The 20,380-nt window shown below is 70.3% G+C and carries 19 protein-coding genes; 10 read left to right on the plus strand and 9 right to left on the minus strand.

All coding sequences use genetic code 11. The annotated features are described in order from the left end of the window. The first annotated feature begins 1 nt into the window (after position 1). The 6 genes from IPV10_RS07830 (at position 2) to IPV10_RS07855 (ending at position 6,249) form a co-directional block, all read left to right on the plus strand. A complete protein-coding gene (locus tag IPV10_RS07830) occupies positions 2–1,132 on the plus strand; it encodes a UDP-N-acetylmuramate dehydrogenase (RefSeq protein ID WP_207482491.1) in 1,131 nt (376 codons plus the stop codon). Next, complete coding sequence (locus IPV10_RS17310) at positions 1,132–1,839, plus strand: FadR/GntR family transcriptional regulator (RefSeq protein WP_207482493.1); 708 nt, start codon at positions 1,132–1,134, stop codon at positions 1,837–1,839. The genes IPV10_RS07830 and IPV10_RS17310 overlap by 1 nt, the downstream gene beginning before the upstream one ends. A gap of 106 nt (positions 1,840–1,945) precedes the next feature. After that, entirely contained in the window at positions 1,946–3,349 is a 1,404-nt protein-coding gene (locus IPV10_RS07840) for a four-carbon acid sugar kinase family protein (RefSeq protein WP_207482495.1), read from the plus strand. A 40-nt stretch (positions 3,350–3,389) separates the two neighbouring features. Next, positions 3,390–4,280, plus strand: coding sequence for an NAD(P)-dependent oxidoreductase (locus tag IPV10_RS07845; RefSeq protein ID WP_207482497.1), 891 nt, complete (start codon positions 3,390–3,392; stop codon positions 4,278–4,280). A 39-nt stretch (positions 4,281–4,319) separates the two neighbouring features. Then, a complete protein-coding gene (locus tag IPV10_RS07850) occupies positions 4,320–5,741 on the plus strand; it encodes a GntP family transporter (RefSeq protein ID WP_207482499.1) in 1,422 nt (473 codons plus the stop codon). A gap of 106 nt (positions 5,742–5,847) precedes the next feature. Beyond that, positions 5,848–6,249, plus strand: a complete 402-nt coding sequence (locus IPV10_RS07855) for a glyoxalase/bleomycin resistance/extradiol dioxygenase family protein (protein WP_207482501.1) — start codon at positions 5,848–5,850, stop codon at positions 6,247–6,249. A 116-nt stretch (positions 6,250–6,365) separates the two neighbouring features. On the opposite strand, the gene IPV10_RS07860 is transcribed toward IPV10_RS07855, so the two are convergent. Together IPV10_RS07860 and ald are read right to left on the minus strand one after the other, a co-directional pair. Beyond that, positions 6,366–7,565, minus strand: coding sequence for a pyridoxal phosphate-dependent aminotransferase (locus IPV10_RS07860; protein ID WP_207482503.1), 1,200 nt, complete (start codon positions 7,563–7,565; stop codon positions 6,366–6,368). Positions 7,566–7,667: 102 nt separating this feature from the next. Next, positions 7,668–8,762, minus strand: coding sequence for an alanine dehydrogenase (gene ald / locus IPV10_RS07865; RefSeq protein WP_207482505.1), 1,095 nt, complete (start codon positions 8,760–8,762; stop codon positions 7,668–7,670). Positions 8,763–8,871: 109 nt separating this feature from the next. Between ald and IPV10_RS07870 the strand changes: the two genes are divergently transcribed. After that, complete coding sequence (locus tag IPV10_RS07870) at positions 8,872–9,390, plus strand: Lrp/AsnC family transcriptional regulator (RefSeq protein WP_207482507.1); 519 nt, start codon at positions 8,872–8,874, stop codon at positions 9,388–9,390. A gap of 25 nt (positions 9,391–9,415) precedes the next feature. Here IPV10_RS07870 and IPV10_RS07875 read toward each other — a convergent pair whose 3' ends face one another. From IPV10_RS07875 to aceB, 4 genes are all read right to left on the minus strand, one after another. Then, the gene (locus tag IPV10_RS07875) at positions 9,416–9,841 is read right to left on the minus strand and encodes a hypothetical protein (protein WP_207482509.1); all 426 of its coding nucleotides are present in this window, start codon (positions 9,839–9,841) and stop codon (positions 9,416–9,418) included. 9 nt (positions 9,842–9,850) lie between these two features. After that, complete coding sequence (locus tag IPV10_RS07880; RefSeq protein ID WP_207482512.1) at positions 9,851–10,237, minus strand: hypothetical protein; 387 nt, start codon at positions 10,235–10,237, stop codon at positions 9,851–9,853. A gap of 147 nt (positions 10,238–10,384) precedes the next feature. Next, a complete protein-coding gene (locus IPV10_RS07885) occupies positions 10,385–11,980 on the minus strand; it encodes an isocitrate lyase (protein WP_207482514.1) in 1,596 nt (531 codons plus the stop codon). A 28-nt stretch (positions 11,981–12,008) separates the two neighbouring features. Beyond that, the gene (gene aceB / locus IPV10_RS07890) at positions 12,009–13,655 is read right to left on the minus strand and encodes a malate synthase A (protein ID WP_207482516.1); all 1,647 of its coding nucleotides are present in this window, start codon (positions 13,653–13,655) and stop codon (positions 12,009–12,011) included. Between the two features lie 181 nt (positions 13,656–13,836). Here aceB and IPV10_RS07895 point away from each other — a divergent pair, with 181 nt between their 5' ends. Next, entirely contained in the window at positions 13,837–15,288 is a 1,452-nt protein-coding gene (locus tag IPV10_RS07895) for a helix-turn-helix domain-containing protein (protein ID WP_207482518.1), read from the plus strand. Positions 15,289–15,295: 7 nt separating this feature from the next. On the opposite strand, the gene IPV10_RS07900 is transcribed toward IPV10_RS07895, so the two are convergent. Then, positions 15,296–15,859 (minus strand): TetR-like C-terminal domain-containing protein, encoded by a 564-nt coding sequence (locus tag IPV10_RS07900; protein WP_207482520.1) that lies wholly within the window; start codon positions 15,857–15,859, stop codon positions 15,296–15,298. 70 nt (positions 15,860–15,929) lie between these two features. Between IPV10_RS07900 and IPV10_RS07905 the strand changes: the two genes are divergently transcribed. Beyond that, positions 15,930–16,637, plus strand: coding sequence for an MBL fold metallo-hydrolase (locus IPV10_RS07905; protein WP_207482521.1), 708 nt, complete (start codon positions 15,930–15,932; stop codon positions 16,635–16,637). Positions 16,638–16,664: 27 nt separating this feature from the next. Here IPV10_RS07905 and IPV10_RS07910 read toward each other — a convergent pair whose 3' ends face one another. After that, positions 16,665–17,249 carry a class I SAM-dependent methyltransferase gene (locus IPV10_RS07910; RefSeq protein ID WP_242684758.1) on the minus strand — a complete coding sequence of 195 codons (585 nt, stop codon included), beginning with the start codon at positions 17,247–17,249 and terminating at the stop codon, positions 16,665–16,667. A 62-nt stretch (positions 17,250–17,311) separates the two neighbouring features. Then, positions 17,312–18,817, minus strand: coding sequence for a PucR family transcriptional regulator (locus tag IPV10_RS07915; RefSeq protein ID WP_207482525.1), 1,506 nt, complete (start codon positions 18,815–18,817; stop codon positions 17,312–17,314). Positions 18,818–18,918: 101 nt separating this feature from the next. Between IPV10_RS07915 and gabT the strand changes: the two genes are divergently transcribed. Further along, positions 18,919–20,286, plus strand: a complete 1,368-nt coding sequence (gene gabT, locus IPV10_RS07920; protein WP_207482527.1) for a 4-aminobutyrate--2-oxoglutarate transaminase — start codon at positions 18,919–18,921, stop codon at positions 20,284–20,286. The last annotated feature ends 94 nt before the right edge of the window (positions 20,287–20,380 follow it).

Below are 20,380 nucleotides of genomic sequence, written 5' to 3' on the forward strand. Positions count from 1 at the left end.
CATGCGGGAGATCGAGCCGATCCGCCTGTCGGAGCTGACCACCCTCCGCACCGGCGCCGCTCCCGGGCGGATGCTGGACGCGTCGACGACCGCCGAGCTGATCGACACCCTGCGCGAGGTGTGGGGGCGCGGCGAGGAGTGGTTCGTGCTCGGCGGCGGCTCCAATCTCTTCGTGGGCGACGAGGAGTTCGACGGCACCGTCGTGCGGGTGCTCTCGCGGGGCATCGAGGAGCTCCCCTCGCCGCACCAGGGCCGCATCCGCCTGCGTGCGCAGGCGGGGCACTCCTGGGACGCGTTCGTGGCGTACGCGGTCGGCCACGGCTACGCCGGCCTCGAGGCGATGAGCGGCATCCCCGGCACGGTGGGCGCGGCTCCGGTGCAGAACATCGGCGCCTACGGCCAGGAGATCCAGGAGACCCTGGTCGAGGTCGACCTGATCGACGCGTCGACCGGCGAGGTGTCGGTCGTCTCGGCGGCGGATCTCGGCCTCGGGTTCCGCACCTCGGTCTTGAAGCACCACTACGGCAGCGAGCCGCAGCGGCGAGCCGTCATCCTGTCGATCACCGTCGATCTCGCGATCGCGGGGGAGCGGGTCGTGCGCGGCGAGCAGCTGCGCCGGGCGCTCGGTCTCGACTCCGAGGCGCCGGTGCCCCTCGGCTGGGTCCGCGAGAGGATCCTCGCCACCCGCGCCTCGAAGGGGATGCTGCTCGATGAGAACGACCCGGACACGCATGGCGTCGGCTCGTTCTTCCAGAACGCGATCGTGCCGGAGTCCGTGGCGCGCGCGCTCCCGCCGGAGTGCCCGCGGTGGCCCGTCGCGCCGGATCTCGACGCGGTCACGGTGATCCCGCTCGCCTCATACGACGGACTCGTCCCGCAGCCGCACGCGGAGAAGCCCGACGTCAAGGTGAGCGCCGCCTGGCTGATCGAGCAGGCCGGCATCCGCAAGGGTTTCAAGCTGCCGACGTCGCGGGCCTCCGTCTCCACCAAGCACGCGCTCGCGCTCACGAACCGGGGCGGTGCGACCGCCGCCGAGGTCTCGCAGCTCGCGCGCTTCATCCAGAGCCGGGTGCATGCGGAATTCGGCCTGGTGCTCCAGCCGGAGCCCGTGCTGGTCGGCGTGGAGCTGTAGTGGCCTCTGATCGGGTGTCGCGCACGCAGGCCGTCGTCGACGGACTGCTCGACGCGATCATCGCCGGACGGCTCACGGCGGGAGAGCAGCTTCCTCCCGAGGGCGAGCTGGCGGACGAGTTCGGCGTATCGCGCCTGACGATGCGCGAGGGCGTCAAGCTGCTCCAGGCGCAGGGCGTGATCGTCGCGGTGCCCGGCACGAGGCACCGGATCGCGCCCACAGACGAATGGACGGGGCTCGAGGCCGTCGTGCGGCACGCGCGGAGCGAGGGCGCACGCGAGCGATCCTCCCTCGAGCTGCTCGAGATGCGAGTGATGTTCGAGACGGGCGCCGCCGAGCTCGCGGCGACGAGGCGCAGCGAGGCCGATCTGGGTGAGCTCGACGACCTGATCGAGCGGATGCGCCGTGCGCATGCGGCGACAGACGTGCCCGCCTTCGTGGAAGCGGATCTGGCTTTCCACGACGTCATCATCCGCGCGGCGGACAATCGCATCCTGGTGGCATCGATGCGCCCGCTGACCTCGATCCTGCAGGAGACGCGCAACGAGACGAGCTCGGTGCCGGAGATCCGCGAGAACGCGATCGTCGAGCACACCGGGGTTCTCGAGGCGCTCCGCACCGGTTCTGCTGAGGCCTCTCGTGAGGCGATGGTGAGCCACATGCGCCAGACCTACGACGACCTCCGCCGCTTCGTCCACGGTCGCTGAGAACACCTCCTTGCCCAGGAGTGAGATCTGCTGGTAGCATCGATATCTGATATCGGATTTCGCTCCTTGGGATCCGCCGCAGACATCAGTGAACGAAGGAGTTCGAGTGCACATCGACGCACTGCTCGCCCCTCTGGCCGAGCCGCTGGACATCTCCGCAGCCCAGGTGCGCGCGCAGATCGCCCCGGACAGCGTGCTCGTCGTCCTCGACGACGACCCCACCGGGACGCAGTCGGTCGCGAACCTCCCGGTGCTGACCCGCTGGGAGCGGGATGACCTCGACGGAGCGCTCGCCACCGGTGCCCCCGCGGTCTACGTGCTCACGAACACCCGGTCGCTCGACGAGGACGGCGCCGCGCGCCGCAACCGCGAGATCGTCGCGGTCGCGCTCGAATCCGCGGAGGCCGCAGGCAAGCACGTGACCTTCGTGTCCCGAGGCGATTCCACCCTGCGCGGCCACTTCCCGCTGGAGACGGATGTCCTCGCCGCCGAGATCGCCGCGCACGGGGGACCGGCTCCTGCGCTGACCCTCCTCGTGCCGGCCTTCCCCGACGCCGGGCGCATCACGGTCGACTCCGTGCACTACTGGGTCACGGGCGACGAGGCGACGCCGGTCGGCGAGACGCCCTTCGCTGCGGACGCCACGTTCGGGTACTCCTCCTCGGACCTGCGCGAATGGGTCGCAGAGAAGACCGCCGGCCGCATCGTCGCATCCTGCGTCTTCGGGCTCACGATCGACATCATCCGATCAGGTGTCGACGCCGTCGAGGCCGCCCTGCGCTCTCTCGAGGCCGGAACCGTCGTCGCGGTCGACGTCGTCGAGGAATCGGACATGCGCGTCGTCGCACTCGCGCTGCACCGGATGCGGGATCTCGACGTGCTGCTGCGCGTCGGGCCGCCCTACGTCCGCGCCCACATCGGCCAGGAGATCGCCGAGCCGGTGCGCGCCGCCGACATCCCGTTCGCCCACGATCGCGGCGGCCTCGTCGTCGTCGGCAGCCACGTGCCGCTGACCACCGCGCAGCTCGACGCGCTGAAGCTCGCGAGGCCCGAGACGAAGACGATCGAGCTCGACGTCCGCAGCCTCATCGGCCCCGGCCGGGAGGCGCACCTCGACGCCCAGGCGCGGGCGGCGGCCGATGCCCTCGCCGACGGGAGCGTGATCGTGCACACCACCCGCGAGCTCGTGACCGGCGCCGACGGCGACGAGAGCCTCGACATCGCCCGCCGCGTCTCCAGCGGCGTCGTCGAGCTCGTGCGGCGCGTGCTCGCGATCGCCCCGCCGCGCTTCGTCATCGCCAAGGGCGGCATCACCTCGAGCGATGTCGCGAGCGAGGCGCTCGAGATCCGCCGTGCCACTGTGCTCGGCCCGATGCTCCCCGGACTGGTGTCTCTCTGGCAGCCGCAGACCGGCCCCGCCGTCGGCATCCCGTACGTCGTGTTCGCGGGCAACGTCGGCGACGCGGACTCCCTCGTCAAGGTCGTCGCGACGCTCGCCGACGGCCGCTGAACCCACGACCCCGACCGACCCCCTGAAAGCAAGGATCATCATGACATCCACTGTCGCTGTCATCGGCCTCGGAGCCATGGGGCTCCCGATGGCCACCCGGCTCGCCGAGCGCTTCGACGTGCGCGGCTTCGACATCGCCGCAGAGCGCGTCGCGCTCGCCGCCGAGAAGGACGTGACTGCGGCGACCAGCGCCGCCGCCGCCGTGAGCGGGGCGGATGCCGTGCTCGTCGCCGTCCGCACCGGCGCGCAGCTGCACGATCTGCTGTTCGGGGAGACCGGCCTGGCCGCGCACCTCTCCGACGGCGCCGTCGTCATCCTCACCAGCACCGTCGGCACGGACGGCATCGGCGAGATCGCCGCACGGCTCGCCGAGCACGGTGCCGAGCTCGTCGACGCCCCGCTGTCCGGCGGACCGGTCCGCGCGGGCGAGGGCGACCTGCTCATCGTGGTCGGCGCGACGCCCGAGGCTCTCGAGACCGCGCGTCCGGTGCTCGAGCAGCTCGCGTCCACCCTGTCGATCGTCGGCGACAGGCCGGGCGACGGCCAGGCGCTGAAGACGGTCAACCAGCTGCTGTGCGGCGTGCACATCGCCGCAGCCGCCGAGGCCCTCGCCCTTGCCGACGCGCTCGGCCTCGATCGCGAGAAGACGCTCGGAGCGCTCACCGCGGGAGCCGCGAACTCCTTCATGCTGGCCAACCGCGGACCGCGCTCGCTGCAGGCCTACGACGAGGACGGCGCCGAGGTGCTCAGCCGCCTGGACATCTTCGTCAAGGACCTCGGCATCGTCGGCGACGCCGCGCGCAAGGCGCACCTGGCCACCCCCGTCGCCGCTGCCGCCGAGCAGCTGTTCCTCCTCGGCGAAGCCCAGGGCCTCGGTGCCCTGGACGACTCCGCGGTCATCCGAGTCGTCGCACCTGAACGACTGTCCTGAGCGCGACGTCGCGCCCCAACTGAGAAAGAGAACCCAGAGATGCTTCCTCTTCCTGTCCTGATCCTGATCGGACTGGCGGGCCTCGGCCTGCTTCTGCTGCTGATCATCCGATTCAAGATGCAGGCGTTCTTCGCCCTCATCCTGGTCTCGATCATCGTCGGCCTCGCCGCCGGCCTGCCGATGACGACCATCCCCGCCGACGGCGACACCCCAGAGAAGCTCGGCGTCATCCAGGCGATCATCGCCGGCGTCGGCGGCACGCTCGGCTCCGTGGCCGTACTCGTGGCGCTGGGCTCCATGCTCGGCAAGATCATCGAGCTCTCCGGCGGCGCCGAGTCGCTCGCCGGCCGGTTCACCGGCTGGCTCGGCCCGAAGCGCGTCGGCATCGCGCTGGTCATCGCCGCCGGCATCCTGGCGATCCCGGTGTTCTTCGATGCCGGATTCATCATCCTGGTGCCGATCGTGTTCGCCTTCTCGAAGGTCGCCGGCCTCAGCCCGATCAAGTTCGGCCTCCCGGTCGCCGGCATCATGCTCGCCGTCCACGTCGCGGTTCCGCCGCACCCCGGCATCGTCGGCGGCTCGACGATCCTCGGCGCCGACATCGGCTGGGTGACGATCTACTCGCTGCTGATCTCGATCCCGCTGGGCGTGCTGTCGTACATCGTCGCGAAGTGGATCAACCGTCGCGAGTTCGCGATGATCGAGGCCACCAAGGAGATGTTCGAGAACTTCGGCAGGGACGAGGCCTCGGCCAACGCCGGGCTCCGCGCCGGCGAGAAGGCGCCGGGGGCAGGACTCGTGCTCTCGCTGATCCTGCTGCCGCTCGTGCTGATCATGCTCGGCACTGCCGTCGCGCCCGCCTTCGAGGCCGGTTCGTTCTGGCGCGGACTGCTCACGATGATCGGTCAGCCGATCTTCGCGCTGATGGTCGCGATCGCCGCGGCGATGTACTTCCTCGGCGTCCGCCGCGGGTGGTCGGCCGCGAAGCTCGGCGAGGTCATGGAGTCGGCGCTGCCGGCCGCCGCGGTGATCATCCTCGTCACCGGTGCCGGCGGCGCGTTCGGCCGTGTCCTCACCGAGACCGGAATCGGCGGCGCCGTCGCGAACGTGCTCGCCTCGAGCGGCATGCCCCTCCTGCTGGCGGCCTTCCTGATCTCGCTCATCATGCGCGCGGCGCAGGGATCGGCGACAGTGGCCATCGCGACGACCGCAGGTCTCCTGCTGCCGGCGGTCTCGGTGCTCGGGCTGGACGTCACGCACACCGCGCTGCTCGCCGTCGCGATCGGCTACGGCGGCCTCGGGCTCAGCCACGTGAACGACTCCGGGTTCTGGGTCGTCACGCGCTACCTCGGCCTCTCGGTCAAGGACGGTCTGCGCACGTGGACGCCGCTGACCACGATCCTCGGCATCGCCGGCTTCCTGCTGACCTGGGTGCTGTACGCGGCCATCCCGATGAGCTGATCCCGGCACCCGGCCGCACGGCCGTCGCCTCCCCGGAGGCGGCGGCCGTTCCGCTCCCTGGCGAGTGCGGTGCCCTCGCCCGGCCCGGCGGGGGTACGCTCGCGGCATGAGCGGACTGATCCCGTACCTGCTGTTCCCCGGCAACGCGGCCGAGGCGCTGGCCTTCTACCGCGACGTGTTCGGCGGCGAGCTGCAGACGCTCGACTACGCGACGGCGGGGCGGCACGACGGTCCGGGCGACGCGATCGCGCACGGCCAGATTGCGGGAGCAGTGGAGCTCGCGGGGGCGGATGCCGGCGCGGATGACGACGCCGTGCAGATGAGCGGGATGTTCCTGTCGCTGCTCGGCTCGGCGGACGCCACGACTCTGACCGCGTGGTTCGACCGGCTCGCCGAAGGCGGGCGGGTGATCGATCCGCTGCAGAGGCGCCCGTGGGGCGACTTCGACGGCACGCTGGCGGATCGCTACGGCATCCGCTGGCTCATCGGGTTCGAGGGCGAGCCGTGACCCGACGGCGCGTGATCGCGCGGTGACGTCCCGCATGCACGACGACGCCCCACCCGGCTGACGTCCGCCCGATGGGCATGGACGGTCGGGTGGGGCGTCGGTGTTCGGGCTGAGGCTCAGGCGAACAGTCGCTGCAGTCGCTGCACGCCCTCGAGCAGCTGGTCGTCGCCCAGCGCGTACGACATGCGGATGTAGCCGGACGGGCCGAAGGCCTCACCGGGGACGACCGCGACCTCGGCCTGGTCGAGGATGAGGTCGGCGAGCTCGAGCGAGGTGGTCGGGGTGACGCCGCCCCAGGTGCGCCCGAGCAGGCCCTGCACGTCGGGGTAGACGTAGAACGCGCCGAGCGGGTTCGGCACGCGCATCCCGTCGATCTTCGAGAGCTCGGCGACGACCAGCTTGCGGCGGCGGTCGAACGCCTCGCGGAACTGCTCCGCCTCTGTCTGCGGGCCGTTGAGGGCGGCGATCGCAGCCTTCTGGGCGACGTTGTTCACGTTGCTCGACAGGTGCGACTGCAGGTTGCCCGCGATCTTGATGGCGTCGGCCGGTCCGACCATCCAGCCCACCCGCCAGCCGGTCATGGCATAGGTCTTCGCGACGCCGTTGACGAGGATCGTCTGGCCGGCGACCTCGGGCACCGCCTCGACGATCGACGTCGCCTTGACGCCCTCGTAGGTGAGGTTCTGGTAGATCTCGTCTGAGATGATCCAGATGCCGTGCTCGAGCGCCCATCCGCCGATGGCTGCGGTCTCCTCGGCGGTGTAGACGGAGCCGGTCGGGTTCGACGGCGACACGAACACGAGCACGGTGGTGCGCTCGGTGCGGGCGGCCTCGAGCTGCTCGACCGTCACCTTGTAGTCCTGGTCGGCTCCGGCGAACACCTCGACGGGGGTGCCGTCGGCGAGACGGATCGCCTCGGGGTAGGTGGTCCAGTACGGAGCCGGCAGCAGCACCTCGTCACCCGGGTTCACCACCGCCTGGAAGGCCTGATAGACGGACTGCTTGCCGCCGTTGGTGACGATGACCTGACTGGGGGAGACCTCGAGACCGGAGTCGCGCAGCGTCTTGGCCGCGATCGCCTCGCGGAGGGCGGGCAGACCGGGGGCAGGCGTATATCGGTAGCTCGCCGGGTCCGCGAGAGCCGCGGCGGCGGCATCCACGATGAACTGCGGCGTCGCGAAGTCCGGCTCGCCCGCGGCATACGAGATGACGGGCTTGCCTTCGGCCTTGAGCGCCTTGGCCTTGGCATCGACCTTGAGGGTCGCCGATTCGGCGATGGCGGAGAGCTTACGGGAGAGAGGAGCGCGTTCGGTCACGGTAGAAGCGTACTCGTCCCCCCAGCCCGCGAGACTTCACATATGTCACGGAATCGGGCGATTCCGAGTACATATGTGAAGTCTCGCGGGCTGTGGGGCGGATCAGGCCGGGACGAGGCCGTGCGCGCGCGCGACGGCATCCAGCACGATGCGGCCGTCCCGGACGTTCAGCCCGCCGGCCAGCGCGGCGTCGTCGGATGCGGCGCGATCCCAGCCCTTCCCGGCGATCGCCGACACGTACGGCAGCGTCGCGTTCGTCAGCGCGCGCGTCGCGGTCACAGGCACCGCGCCTGGCATGTTCGCGACGCAGTAGTAGATCGAGTCGTGCACCGCGAAGGTGGGCTCGTCGTGCGTGGTGGGGCGGGAGCCCTCGAAGCATCCGCCCTGGTCGATCGCGATGTCCACGAGCACCGACCCGGGCTTCATCGAGGCGACCATCGCGTCGGTGACGAGCTTGGGCGCGGCGGCCCCGGGGATCAGCACAGAGCCGATCACCAGGTCGGCGGTCGCGAGCTCCTCGGCGATGTCGTAGCGGCTGGAGGCCCGGGTCTCCAGCGCCCCGCCGTAGCGGTGCTCGAGCTCGCGCAGACGCGGCAGCGAGATGTCGATGACGGTGACCTTCGAGCCGAGCCCCAGGGCGTTGGCGGCCGCGTGCTCGCCCGCGACGCCGCCGCCGATCACGACGGTCTTCGCCCGCGGCGTGCCGGCGATGCCGCCCAGCAGCATCCCGCGCCCTCCTGCCGAGCGCATGAGCGAGTACGAGCCCATCGTCACAGAGAGACGACCGGCGATCTCGCTCATCGGCACGAGCAGCGGCAGGCTGCGGTCGGGGAGCTGCACGGTCTCGTATGCGACCGCGGTGGTGCCTGACTCGACGAGCGCGGACGTGAGCGACCGGTCGGCGGCCAGATGCAGGTAGGTGAAGAGCGTGAGGTCCGGCCGGAGGAAGTCGTACTCCTGCGCGATCGGCTCCTTGACCTTGATCAGCAGCTCGGCAGAGCTCCAGGCCTCGGCCGCGGTGGCGACGATCTCCGCACCGGCGAGGCGGTAGGCCTCGTCGGAGATGCCCGAGCCTGCTCCGGCTCCGGACTGCACGAGCACGCGGTGGCCCTCGCCGACCAGCCGGTCGGCGCCGGCGGGCGTGAGAGCGACGCGGTTCTCGTTGTTCTTTACCTCTGTGGGCACACCGATCTTCATTGATCCTCCTAGTCGTGCTGAGTACGCGGGCGGAGATCAGGATCGCAGAAACATCGGTTCGGGAACAGATTCGACGAAGAACATTCGTGATGGCGGAAAATCCTGAATAATGATTCGTATGGAAGTGCACTCCAACGGCCCTTTGCCGAACACCCTTCGGGCCCCCGCGCTCGACCCCATCGACGCGAAGATCGTGCGCCTGCTCAGCGCTGACGGCCGGATGACGAACGCCGAACTCGCCGGCCATCTCGGCGTCGCTCCGTCGACCGCGCATGCGCGCCTGCGCTCGCTGGTCGAGCGCGGGGTGATCACGGGATTCCACGCGAGCGTCGACGAGCGGATGCTGGGCGCCGGCCTTCAGGCGGTCATCGGGGTGACACTCCGGCCGAGCGGCCGAAGGGAGAGCATCGTCGAGTTCGCCGACCGCGTGCGCGTGCTGCCCCAGGTGATCCAGGTGTTCTTCCTCGGCGGCGACGACGACTTCCTGCTGCACATCGCGGTCGCGGACTCATCGGAGATGCGCGAGTTCGTCCTGGAGCACCTCTCCGCGCAGGCGAGCGTCGCATCGACCCGCACCAGCATCGTGTTCGACTACCACCGCAACTCGGTCGCTGCGTCGTTCCGCTGACACGGCGCCGGGCGGACCGGCGGGGTCATTCCACGTCGCACGCGCAGTAGTCGGCGAGGCGCCGGACCGGATGCTCGGGGTCGGTGACGTCGACCATCGCGTCAGCCACCGTGTACGGCGGCTCCTCTCCGGCGAGCTGCCAGAGCGTGAAGTGCCACATTCCCCTGGCCCGATCGCCGAGCAGCGTGGCGGGTCCCGACACCAGCAGCACCCGCTCGCGCTTCGGGTCCTCGCGGAACGGCCCGACGACGTCGGAGCGCAGCGCGTGCTCGCCTGCGTCGCTCGCCGCGAACCGCTCGACCGTCTGCCCTGCGGCCAGGAGCGCCGCCTCCAGGTGGTCGGCCGCGACGCCCGAGCGCCCGGCATCCGCGCCGGCGACAGCCAGGATCCTGCCGCCGCGCGGATAGAGGTGCAGGAACTCGCCGGCGATGCCGGCCCAGACGTCGCTCATGAGATCAGGTTACGACGCGGGGAAGAGTGCCGGCTCGCCCATGACAGGGGGCATCATCACGCAGAGGATCACGAGGCCGAGCGCGACGAGGCCGAGCACCCACGGCAGCGCGGGCAGCTCGCCGCGACGGGGGAGTCCGAGCAGGAGCGCCAGGGAGACCAGGGGCGGGATGCCCCAGCTCTGCCAGGTCTTCTCGTACAGCCGCAGCAGCGCCGCCTGCGGCTCCAGCCCGTCGGAGCTGATGTGCGGCTCCAGGATCAGGACCGCCAGCACGAGCAGGCAGAGCGCGATCATCGCCGCGCTCATCGCGATCGAGAGACCGCGGCGCAGCCGCATCCCGTTCGGGGAGGGCAGCCGCATCCCGTTCGGGGAGTGCGGAGGGTGAGGAGTCGGCATGCCCGCGAGCGTAGCCGCGAAGGCGCGGGCGGCGCGGGAGTTCTCCACAGCCCGGAGCGACCGCCGATCAGGCACGACGATGCCCCCTCACCGGATCGCGGCGAGGGGGCATCCGCCCGAGCTCCGACGTGTGCCGCCGGAACCGGGTCAGCTGAACTGGTTCATCGTGTTGTGCTGACCTCCGGCCTTGAGTGCGGCATCGCCGGCGAAGTACTCCTTGTGGTTGTCGCCGAGGTCGGAGCCTGCCATGTTCTGGTGCTTGACCGTGGCGATCCCGCCGCGGATCTCGCGGCGCTGGACGCCCCTGACGTAGGCCAGCATGCCCTCGTCGCCGAAGTAGCCCTTGGCCAGATCATCCGTCGACAGCGCCGCCGTGTGGTAGGTCGGGAGGGTGATGAGGTGGTGGAAGATCCCGGCGCGGGCGGCACCGTCGCGCTGGAACGTGCGGATCTTCTCGTCGGCCAGCCGCGCCAGCTCCGTGTCGTCGTAGTCGACGCTCATGAGGGCGTTGCGGTCGTACGCCGAGACGTCCTCGCCCTGCTCCGCGAGCAGGTCGTACGCCTGCTGCCGGAAGCTCAGCGTCCAGTTGAACGACGGGCTGTTGTTGTAGACGAGCTTCGCGTTCGGGATCTCCTCGCGGATCGCGTCGACCATGCCGGCGATCTGCTCCACGTGAGGCTTCTCCGTCTCGATCCAGAGCAGGTCCGCGCCGTTGCGCAGTGAGGTGATGCAGTCGAGCACGACGCGCTCCTCGCCGGTGCCGGGGCGGAACTGGTACAGGTTGCTGGCCAGGCGCTTCGGGCGCAGCAGTCTGCCGTCGCGCTTGATCACCACGTCGCCGTTGCCGAGCTCCGCCTCCGAGATCTCCTCGACGTCGAGGAAGGAGTTGTAGCGATCGCCGAGGTCGCCTGGCTCGTTCGTGACGGCGAGCTTCTGCGTGAGTCCTGCGCCGAGCGAGTCGGTGCGGGCCACGATGATGCCGTTGTCGATACCCAGCTCGAGGAACGCGTAGCGGACCGCGTTGATCTTCGCGACGAAGTCCTCGTGCGGCACGGTGACCTTGCCGTCCTGGTGGCCGCACTGCTTCTCGTCCGAGACCTGATTCTCGATCTGGATGGCGCAGGCGCCGGCCTCGATCATCTTCTTGGCGAGCAGGTACGTCGCCTCGGGGTTGCCGAATCCGGCGTCGATGTCGGCGATGATCGGGACGACATGGGTCTCGAAGCTGTCGATCTGCGACTGGATGAACTCGACCGCGGTCTCGTCGCCGCCGGCGCGTGCCGCGTCCAGCTGGGTGAAGAGCAGATCGAGCTCGCGGGCGTCGGCCTGGCGGAGGAACGTGTACAGCTCCTCGATCAGCGCCGGCACCGCGGTCTTCTCGTGCATCGACTGGTCGGGGAGCGGACCGAACTCGGACCGCAGAGCAGCGACCATCCAGCCGGAGAGGTAGAGGTAGCGCTTGTTCGTCGTCTTCAGGTGCTTCTTGATCGAGATGAGCTTCTGCTGCCCGATGAAGCCGTGCCAGACGCCGAGCGACTGGGTGTAGAGCGACGAATCCGCGTCGTACTCGTCCATGTCGCGACGCATGATGTCGGCCGTGTACTGCGCGATCTCGAGTCCGGTGCGGAACCGGTTCTGCGCCCGCATCCGGGCGGCTGACTCGGGGTCGATGGCGTGCCAGCTGGAGCCGTTCGCATCCTTCAGCGACTGGATCGCGTCGATGTCTTTCTGGTACTGGGTCATGTCAGGTCCTTCGTGGGTGGGGGAGCGGTCAGTCGGTCTCGGTGAGGTATCGCGAGTAGGCGCCGAGGGTGAGGAAGGCCGGGAACTCCTCCTGCAGGGCCACCTCGCGGAAGATCGCCGCGGCGTCCTCGAAGCGGTCTCCGGCGGACCGGGTCGCCTGGGCGACCGTCTCCCGGATCAGGCCCTCGACGTACTCGGCGGTGATCGGGGTGCCGTCCTCGGTGCTGCGGTCCTGGTGGATCCACTGCCACACCTGCGAGCGGCTGATCTCGGCCGTCGCGGCATCCTCCATGAGGTTGTCGATCGCCACGGCGCCGAGCCCCCGCAGCCACGCCTCCAGGTAGCGGATCGCGACCGACACGTTGTCGCGCACGCCCTGTGCGGTGATCGGGCGCCCGATGTGCAGGTCGAGAAGATCGGATGCCGTCACGTGCACGTCGGAGCGCTGGCGGTCGACCTGGTTCGGCCTGTCACCGAGCACGGCGTCGAACTCGGCCTGGGCGGTCGGGATCAGGTCGGGGTGCGCCACCCAGGTGCCGTCGAAGCCGTCGCCGGCCTCGCGCTTCTTGTCGGCGGAGACCCGCTCGATCGCGCGGGCTGTCACCTCGGGGTCGCGGCGGTTCGGGATGAACGCGCTCATGCCGCCGATCGCGTAGGCGCCCCGCTTGTGGCAGGTCTGCACGAGCAGGTCGGTGTACGCCCGCATGAACGGCACCGTCATGGTGACCTCGCTGCGGTCGGGCAGGACGAAGCGGGCACCGCGGCCGCGGTAGTTCTTGATGATCGAGAAGATGTAGTCCCAGCGTCCGGCGTTGAGCCCTGCACAGTGGTCGCGCAGCTCGTACAGGATCTCGTCCATCTCGAAGGCGGCCGGGAGCGTCTCGATGAGCACGGTCGCGCGGATCGTGCCGTGCGGGATGCCTACGTACTCCTCGCTGAAGCTGAAGATGTCGTCCCACAGCCTCGCCTCCTCGCTCGACTCGAGCTTGGCGATGTAGAAGTACGGGCCGCGACCCGCCTCGATGAGCGCCTGCGCGTTGTGCAGGAAGTAGAGGCCGAAGTCGACCAGTGAGCCGGATGCCGACATCCGCCGGCCGGACCGGTCGGTGAACTCGACGTGCTTCTCGGTGAGGTGCCAGCCGCGCGGACGCATCACGATCGTGGGCGTCTGCTCGGCGGTGACGCGGTATTCCTTGCCTTCGGCAGAGGTGTGGGTGAGGTCGCCGCGGATGGCGTCGCGCAGGGCGAGCTGCCCTTCGATCACGTTCGTCCAGGTGGGGCTGGTGGCGTCCTCCTGGTCGGCGAGCCAGACCTTCGCGCCGGAGTTCAGGGCGTTGATGGTCATCTTCGGATCGGTGGGCCCGGTGATCTCGACACGGCGGTCCTCGAGGCCGGGACCTGCGCCGGCGACGCGCCAGTCGCGGTCTTCGCGGATGTGCGCGGTGTCGTCACGGAACCGCGGGTCGTGCCCGTTGCCGATCTCGAAGCGGCGGCGCATGCGGTCGGCGAGCCGGTCGTGGCGGCGGGAGGCGAAGCGGTGGTGCAGCTCGGTGAGGAAGGCGACCGCCTCGGGGGTGAGGATCTCCTCGTAGCGCTCGCGGATGGGGCCGGTGACCGTGATCGCCGGACCCTGCTGGGTGGTCTGGATCGGTGCGGTGGTGGTGGGAGTGCTCATGATCTGAAGTCCTTTGCAGGTGAAGTCGGAGGCGTCGGATCGGCGGGTTGTGCTGGTCGCGGCTGGGGGTTCGGCGGTGCCGGGTGGCTTGTTTCCACTGTGGGTGAAGTTCGCAGACCCGACGGACCAAATCAGCTGTGAAGATTGGTCGTAATTCTGTTTCTGTGACAGAATCGCTCCCATGGACACCTCAGCCGCCGCAGAAGACGCCGACGCCCTCACGATCGGTCGCCGTGTCCGGCAGCTCCGCACCGCACGCGGAATGACCCTCGACGACCTCGCGGCCGCGGTCGGCAGGGCGCCGAGCCAGATGTCGATGATCGAGACGGGCAAGCGCGAGCCGAAGCTCACGCAGCTGCAGGCGATCGCGCGTGCGCTGGGCGTGACCATCGACGCGCTGCTGGAGGGCGAGCCGCTCGACGAGCGCAGCGCGATCGAGATCGCGCTGGAGCGGGCGATGAGGGGGCAGACGTTCCAGGCGCTGGGCATCGAGCCCTTCCGAATCGCCAAGAGCGTGCCGACGGATGCCCTGAGAGCACTTCTCGCGCTCCACGGCGAGATCGACCGGCTCAAGGACGAGCGCGCGGCGACGCCGGAGGAGGCGAGGCGCGCCAACGTCGAGCTCCGCCACCTCATGCGCCGGCAGGACAACCATTTCGCCGACCTCGAGGCGAAGGCATCCGAGATCCTCACCGCCGTCCGGCACTCCGGCGGGCCGCTCACCCAGCGCTCGGCATCCGAGATCGCCGCCTATCTCGGCTTCACCCTGCACTACGCCGCCGACCTGCCGCAGACCACGCGCAGCGTGGCCGACCTCGCGAACGGCCGGCTCTATCTCTCCGGCCAGGTGCAGGCGAAGGGTGATGCGCGCACCGCGGTGCTGCAGGCGCTCTCCTCGCGGATGCTCGGTCACGCAGAGCCGCGCAGCTACGCCGAGTTCCTCCGCCAGCGCGTCGAGACCAACTACCTGACCGGTGCTCTGCTGATGCCCGAGGGCCACGTGGTGCCGATGCTCGCTGAGGCGAAGTCCCGCAAGGCGATCTCGATCGAAGACCTCCGCGACGCGTACTCGGTGTCGTACGAGACCGCCGCGCACCGCTTCACGAACCTGGCGACCAGGCACCTCGACATCCCGGTGCACTTCCTGAAGGTGCACGAATCGGGCACGATCACCAAGGCGTACGAGAACGACGACGTGAACTTCCCGACCGATCGGCTCGGCGCGATCGAAGGGCAGATGTGCTGCCGCAGGTGGACGAGCCGCGTCGTGTTCGACGAGGACGACCGGTTCAACCCGTACTACCAGTACACCGATACCGGCAACGGCACCTACTGGTGCACCGCGCGCGTCGAGGCGTCCAGCGAGGGGCTGCACTCGGTGAGCGTCGGCGTGCGCTTCGACGACACCAAGTGGTTCGTCGGCAGGGACACCCCGCATCGCGGAGTCTCCAAGCACTCGGTCGAGGTGTGCTGCCGTCGCGCCCCGGCCGAGCTCGAGGAGCGCTGGCGCGAGAACTCCTGGCCGAATGTGAAGACGCCGCGCACGCTGCTCGCGACGCTCCCCACCGGCGCGTTCCCCGGCGTGGACACCACCGATGTCTACGAGTTCCTGGAGGCGCACGCGCCGGCCTGAGTGCGGGTCAGCGCGTGTCGCCGAGGCCGCGGAGCACGATCTCCAGTCCTCGTTCGAAGGCCGCGTCGACGTCGCCGCCCTGGCGGAAGCCGCCGTTCTGCTCCATCATGCAGAAGCCGTAGGCCCACGCGGTGAGGGTGCGTGCGGCCGAGAGCGGGTCGTCGGGAGCCAGGGTACCCATCGTGCCCAGCAGTGTGGTCATCACCGGGGCGACGGCCTCCGGGGAGGGGCCGGCCGGCGGTGCGGGTGCGCAGAACAGCAGGGTCGTGACGGTCGGCGATCTCGCCGCGAGCGCCCGCAGGGCGCGGGCGGCGCCGGCGAGGACGTCCCGCGGATCGCTCGAGCCTTCGGCCAGCGCGGCGATCTCGGCCGAGAGCTCGCCCGCGGCATCGTCGGCCGCGAGCCGGAGCAGCTCGTGCCGGTTCGCCGCGTGCTTGTAGAGGCTTGGTGCGCGCACCCCGACGGCGGCGGCGACCGCGCTCATGGTCACGGCATCCACGCCATCGCGCTCCGCGATCGTGTGGATGGCGCGCACCAGCGCCCCGGCACTGACTCGCTGCGGTGCAGGCATCCGAACCTCCTTCTGCCGTCCACTCTAAGGCTATTGACCGTAGCCATCAAGGCTATGTACTGTAGCCGACATGACTCCTCAGCTTCTCCGCATCGGCGACGACATCGTCGCGATCCACGCGATCGTCACCGACGAGGGCGTGACGCTTATCGACGCGGGCCTCTCCGGCGACCTGGGCGCGCTGCGGACGGCGCTCGCCGGTGCGGGGCGTTCGTTCGCGGACATCCGGGGCGTGGTGCTGACGCACGGCGACGCCGATCACATCGGCATCGCCGAGCGGCTTCGGGCCGATCACGGCGTCCCGGTGCACATCCTCGCGGAGGACGTCGAACTCGCCACGGGCGCGGCGCCGGCTCGATCCGTGAAGGCCGACGCCTGGCGCCTCGGGCCCGCGTTGCGCTTCCTCTGGGTCGGACTCCGCCGCGGCGGGCTGCGCACGCGCCATCCCCGGTCGGTGCGGACCATCGCCGACGGAGACGTCCTCGACCTTCCCGGCCGGCCGGAGATCATCGCCATCCCGGGGCATACCCGGGGCTCCGCCGCGATCCGCGTGCCGGCGGTCGGCGCGCTGTTCCTCGGAGACGCGATCACCACGAGGCACGTGCTCACCGGGGAGGCGGGCGCGCGGCTCGCGCCGTTCAGCGACGACCCGCAGATGACCCGCCGCAGCCTCGAGCACCTTCGCGCGCTGCCGGAGTCGCGCATCTTCCCCGGGCACGGACCCGAGTTCGCCGGGACGGCGGCCGACCTTCTGAACGCGCTCGACAGTCGCGCGTGAGCTTGTGCGTGAGCGCGGCGAGCCGAGTCAGAGCCGCCCGCGTCCTGCCACCGCGAGATACCGCTCGTCGGTGATCGTCCGCCCCCAGAGCGCGCTGTCAGGCAGCTGCCTGAGCTCGACGTCCTGGAATCCGGCTAGGCCGAGCAGCGCGGACGTCTCGTGGGACGCGAGTCCGACCTCGGTGTGCCAACGGCCCTCGACGAGGACGACGATGCCGTCGGGGCGGAGAAGATCCCTCCACCGGCGCAATGCGCCGATCGGGTCGGGCAGAGCCCACAGCACATGTCTGCTCAGCACGATGTCGTACTGCCCGTCGACGAGCGGCGGCGACGAAGCGTCCGCGCAGATCAGCTCGACGTCCACGCCTGCGGAGGCTCGCTTTCGACGTGCGAGCTCGATCATGCGCCGCGAGAAGTCGACTCCGGTGACGTGATGGCCGTGTTCCGCGAGCATCACGGACAGCGTTCCCGTGCCGCAGCCCAGATCCGCCACTCGTGCAGGGCCGGACCCGACGATCGGGAGGAGCAGGTCCTCCCAGGCGCGCCGGGTCGACTCCTGCCCGAGCCCGTGATCGGCGGCCTCGTCGAACGAATCCGCCTCAAAGTCCCACATCGATGGATCCGACATCCCGACAACGTACCCTCCGACACCGACATCAGCGGCGGGGATGAGCTTCAGTCCCTCGCGGTCTGCAGCAGCGTCCACATCTCGGCGCGGGCCGGGAACGTCGACAGGTCGATGCCCAGCACGGCGCCCGCCTGCGCGATCCGCGATCGCAGCGTGTGCCGGTGCACGCCCAGCGCCGCGGATGCCGGCTCGGCCCTGGCGTCGAGCTCGAGCCATACGCGCAGCGAACGCTCGAGGTCGGCGCCGGTGCGCGCGTCGTGCGCCCGCAGCGGCGCAAGACGGGATTCGGCGACGAGTCGCGCCTCATCGGTCGCCAGGGCGCTCAGGATGCTCGAGCCGACGGTGTCGGCGTAGCGGAAGGCTCCCGGCTCGCCCTGCTGGCGCAGAGCCGCGAGCGCCTGGGCCTGGGCCCGGGAGAAGGCGTCGTACGACTCGGGCTCGGAGACGCCCATCCGGATGCCGAAGCGCGCGGCGACCTCGTCGAGAAGTGACTCGTCGCCCGCCGAGAGGCACATCGTGAGGCCCTCCTCCGACTCTGCGAGGAAGACCGCTGTACCGTGCTCGGAGCGCCTGCGCTCCCACCAGTCCGTCACCGGCCCTGCGGGTGCGCCCGCGGCGACCGCGACCACGATCGGTGCCGGCGGGAGGCCGCCCAGCACTCGTCGCGCCAGCGCCGGATCGTCGTCGAGCAGGGAGGCGAGCAGCTGGGTGTGCAGTCGCCGGCGGCTGCGGGCGAGCTGCTCGCTCTGCTCGAGAGCGAGACCGGCCATCGCGATCACCGAGGTGACGACCGTGCGGGCCTCCGGGTCGAGTGCGTCCAGGGCGAGTGCGATCACGCCGCGCAGGTGGCCGCCGCGGCCGACGGTGAAGAGCATGAACACCTGGTCGTCGATGGTCAGAGACTGGCCGGCCTCGAGTCCTCGCGTGAGCACTTCGGCGACGTGCTCAGCGAGCCCGACGAGGACGTCGCTCGCGATCCCGTCGCGCGGATGCGAGAGCTCCAGTGCCCCGGCGGCGTCGTACATGCCCACCCACGCGCCGAGGCGGCGGCCGAGCTCGGCGAGGGTCGCGTCGAGCCCGCGGGGGCGGAGGGCGGCGAGGGCCAGGGCGCGCTGCGTGTCCAGAGCCCACGATCGCCGCGCGTAGGCCTGTGCGGCGATGGCCTCGGAGTGCGCCCTGGCGACGGCGATGAACGGCGTGCGGTAGGGCACCTCGAACAGCGGCATCCCGTGCTCGGCGCAGGCGGCGAGGAGCTCCTCCGGGATGCCGGAGCGGTGCACCTCGGTGCCGAATCCGAGGCCGAGGACGCCGCGGTCCGCGAGCCGGCCGACGTACACGTCGATGCTCACGGCGTCGTCGAACTGCGTCCCGGTGGTCAGGAGGGCGAGATCCTCGGAGAGGAACGGGGTCGGGTCGGCGAGGTCCGAGCTGTGCACCCAGCGCAGGGCGCGGTCGAGGGCCCCGTCCGGCAGTGCGTCCTCGGCGGAGACCAGCGCCAGGCCGAGGTCGCGGCGCCGCAGCAGGGCGCGCAGCGTCGGCTGGTCGGCGGCCATGCGCGCTCCTGTCGAAAGTTATACGAACCGGCTAATCCTTCCTGAAGATTGTACAAGTCGGCGAATGCGTCGGGCTCTTCCGCGCCCGTACGCTCACGGACATGGCCCTTCTCGACACCGCAGCTGTTGCAGTTCCCCTCGGCGGACCCGACCTCCCCCAGGAGCGTCGCCTCGTGACCGAGCTCCCCGGCCCGCGCTCGGCCGAGATCCTCGCCCGCAAGGCGGATGCCGTCGCCGCAGGCGTCAGCCACGCGATCCCGGTCGCCGCCGTCGCGGCAGGCGGGGGCGTCGTCGTCGATGCCGACGGCAACTCGCTGATCGACCTCGGCAGCGGCATCGCCGTCACCACGGTCGGCAACGCGCACCCGAAGATCGCGGCCGCCGTCGCCGCACAGGCCGCGCAGTTCACCCACACCTGCTTCATGATCTCGCCGTACGAGTCGTACATCGACGTCGCCGAGGCACTCAACCGGATCACCCCCGGTGACTTCGCGAAGAAGAGCGCTCTGTTCAACTCCGGCGCCGAGGCCGTGGAGAACGCGATCAAGATCGCCCGCAAGCACACCGGCCGCCAGGCCGTCGTGGCGTTCGACCACGGCTACCACGGCCGCACGAACCTGACCATGGCGCTGACCGCCAAGTCGATGCCCTACAAGAGCGGCTTCGGCCCGTTCGCGTCGGAGGTGTACCGCGCCACCGCGTCGTACCCCTTCCGCGACGGACTCGCAGGCGCCGAGGCTGCGGCCCGCGCGATCCTCCAGATCGAGAAGCAGATCGGCGCCGACAACCTCGCCGCCGTCATCATCGAGCCGATCCAGGGCGAGGGCGGCTTCATCGTCCCCGCTGACGGGTTCCTCCCGGCGATCGTCGACTGGTGCCGTGCCAACGGCGTCGTCTTCATCGCCGACGAGGTGCAGACCGGATTCGCGCGCACCGGCGCGATGTTCGCGAGCGAGCTGTTCGGCATCGAACCCGACCTGATCACCACGGCCAAGGGCATCGCCGGCGGGCTTCCGCTCGCCGCGGTCACCGGCCGTGCCGAGATCATGGATGCCGCGCACGCGGGCGGCCTCGGCGGTACCTACGGCGGCAACCCCATCGCGTGCGCCGCGGCCCTCGCGGCGATCGACGTCTTCGAGAACGACGGGATGATCGAGCGCGCCCGCGAGATCGGCGAGCTCCTCAAGGCCAGGCTCGCCGGCATCCAGCAGGACGATGCCCGCATCGGCGACATCCGCGGACACGGCGCCATGATCGCGGCGGAGTTCGTGAACCCGGAGACCGGGGCACCGGATGCCGCGCTCACCGCCGCCGTCGCCAAGGCCTCCATCGCCCAAGGCGTGATCGTCCTCACCTGCGGAACCTACGGCAACGTCATCCGGTTCCTGCCGCCGCTCTCGATCGGCGACGACATGCTGAACGAGGGCATCGACATCGTCGCCGCGGCGCTCGCCGCAGCCGCGCATTGACCAGGGGCCGCGCAGGCGCGGCCCTCACCAGATGTCCGGTCGCGACTCGTGTCGGGGGATTTCGAGTCGCGACCGGCACTATTCGTTTCACCTG

The sequence above is a fragment of the Microbacterium sp. SD291 genome, assembly GCF_017355365.1.
In the GTDB taxonomy this organism is placed as follows: Bacteria; Actinomycetota; Actinomycetes; order Actinomycetales; family Microbacteriaceae; genus Microbacterium.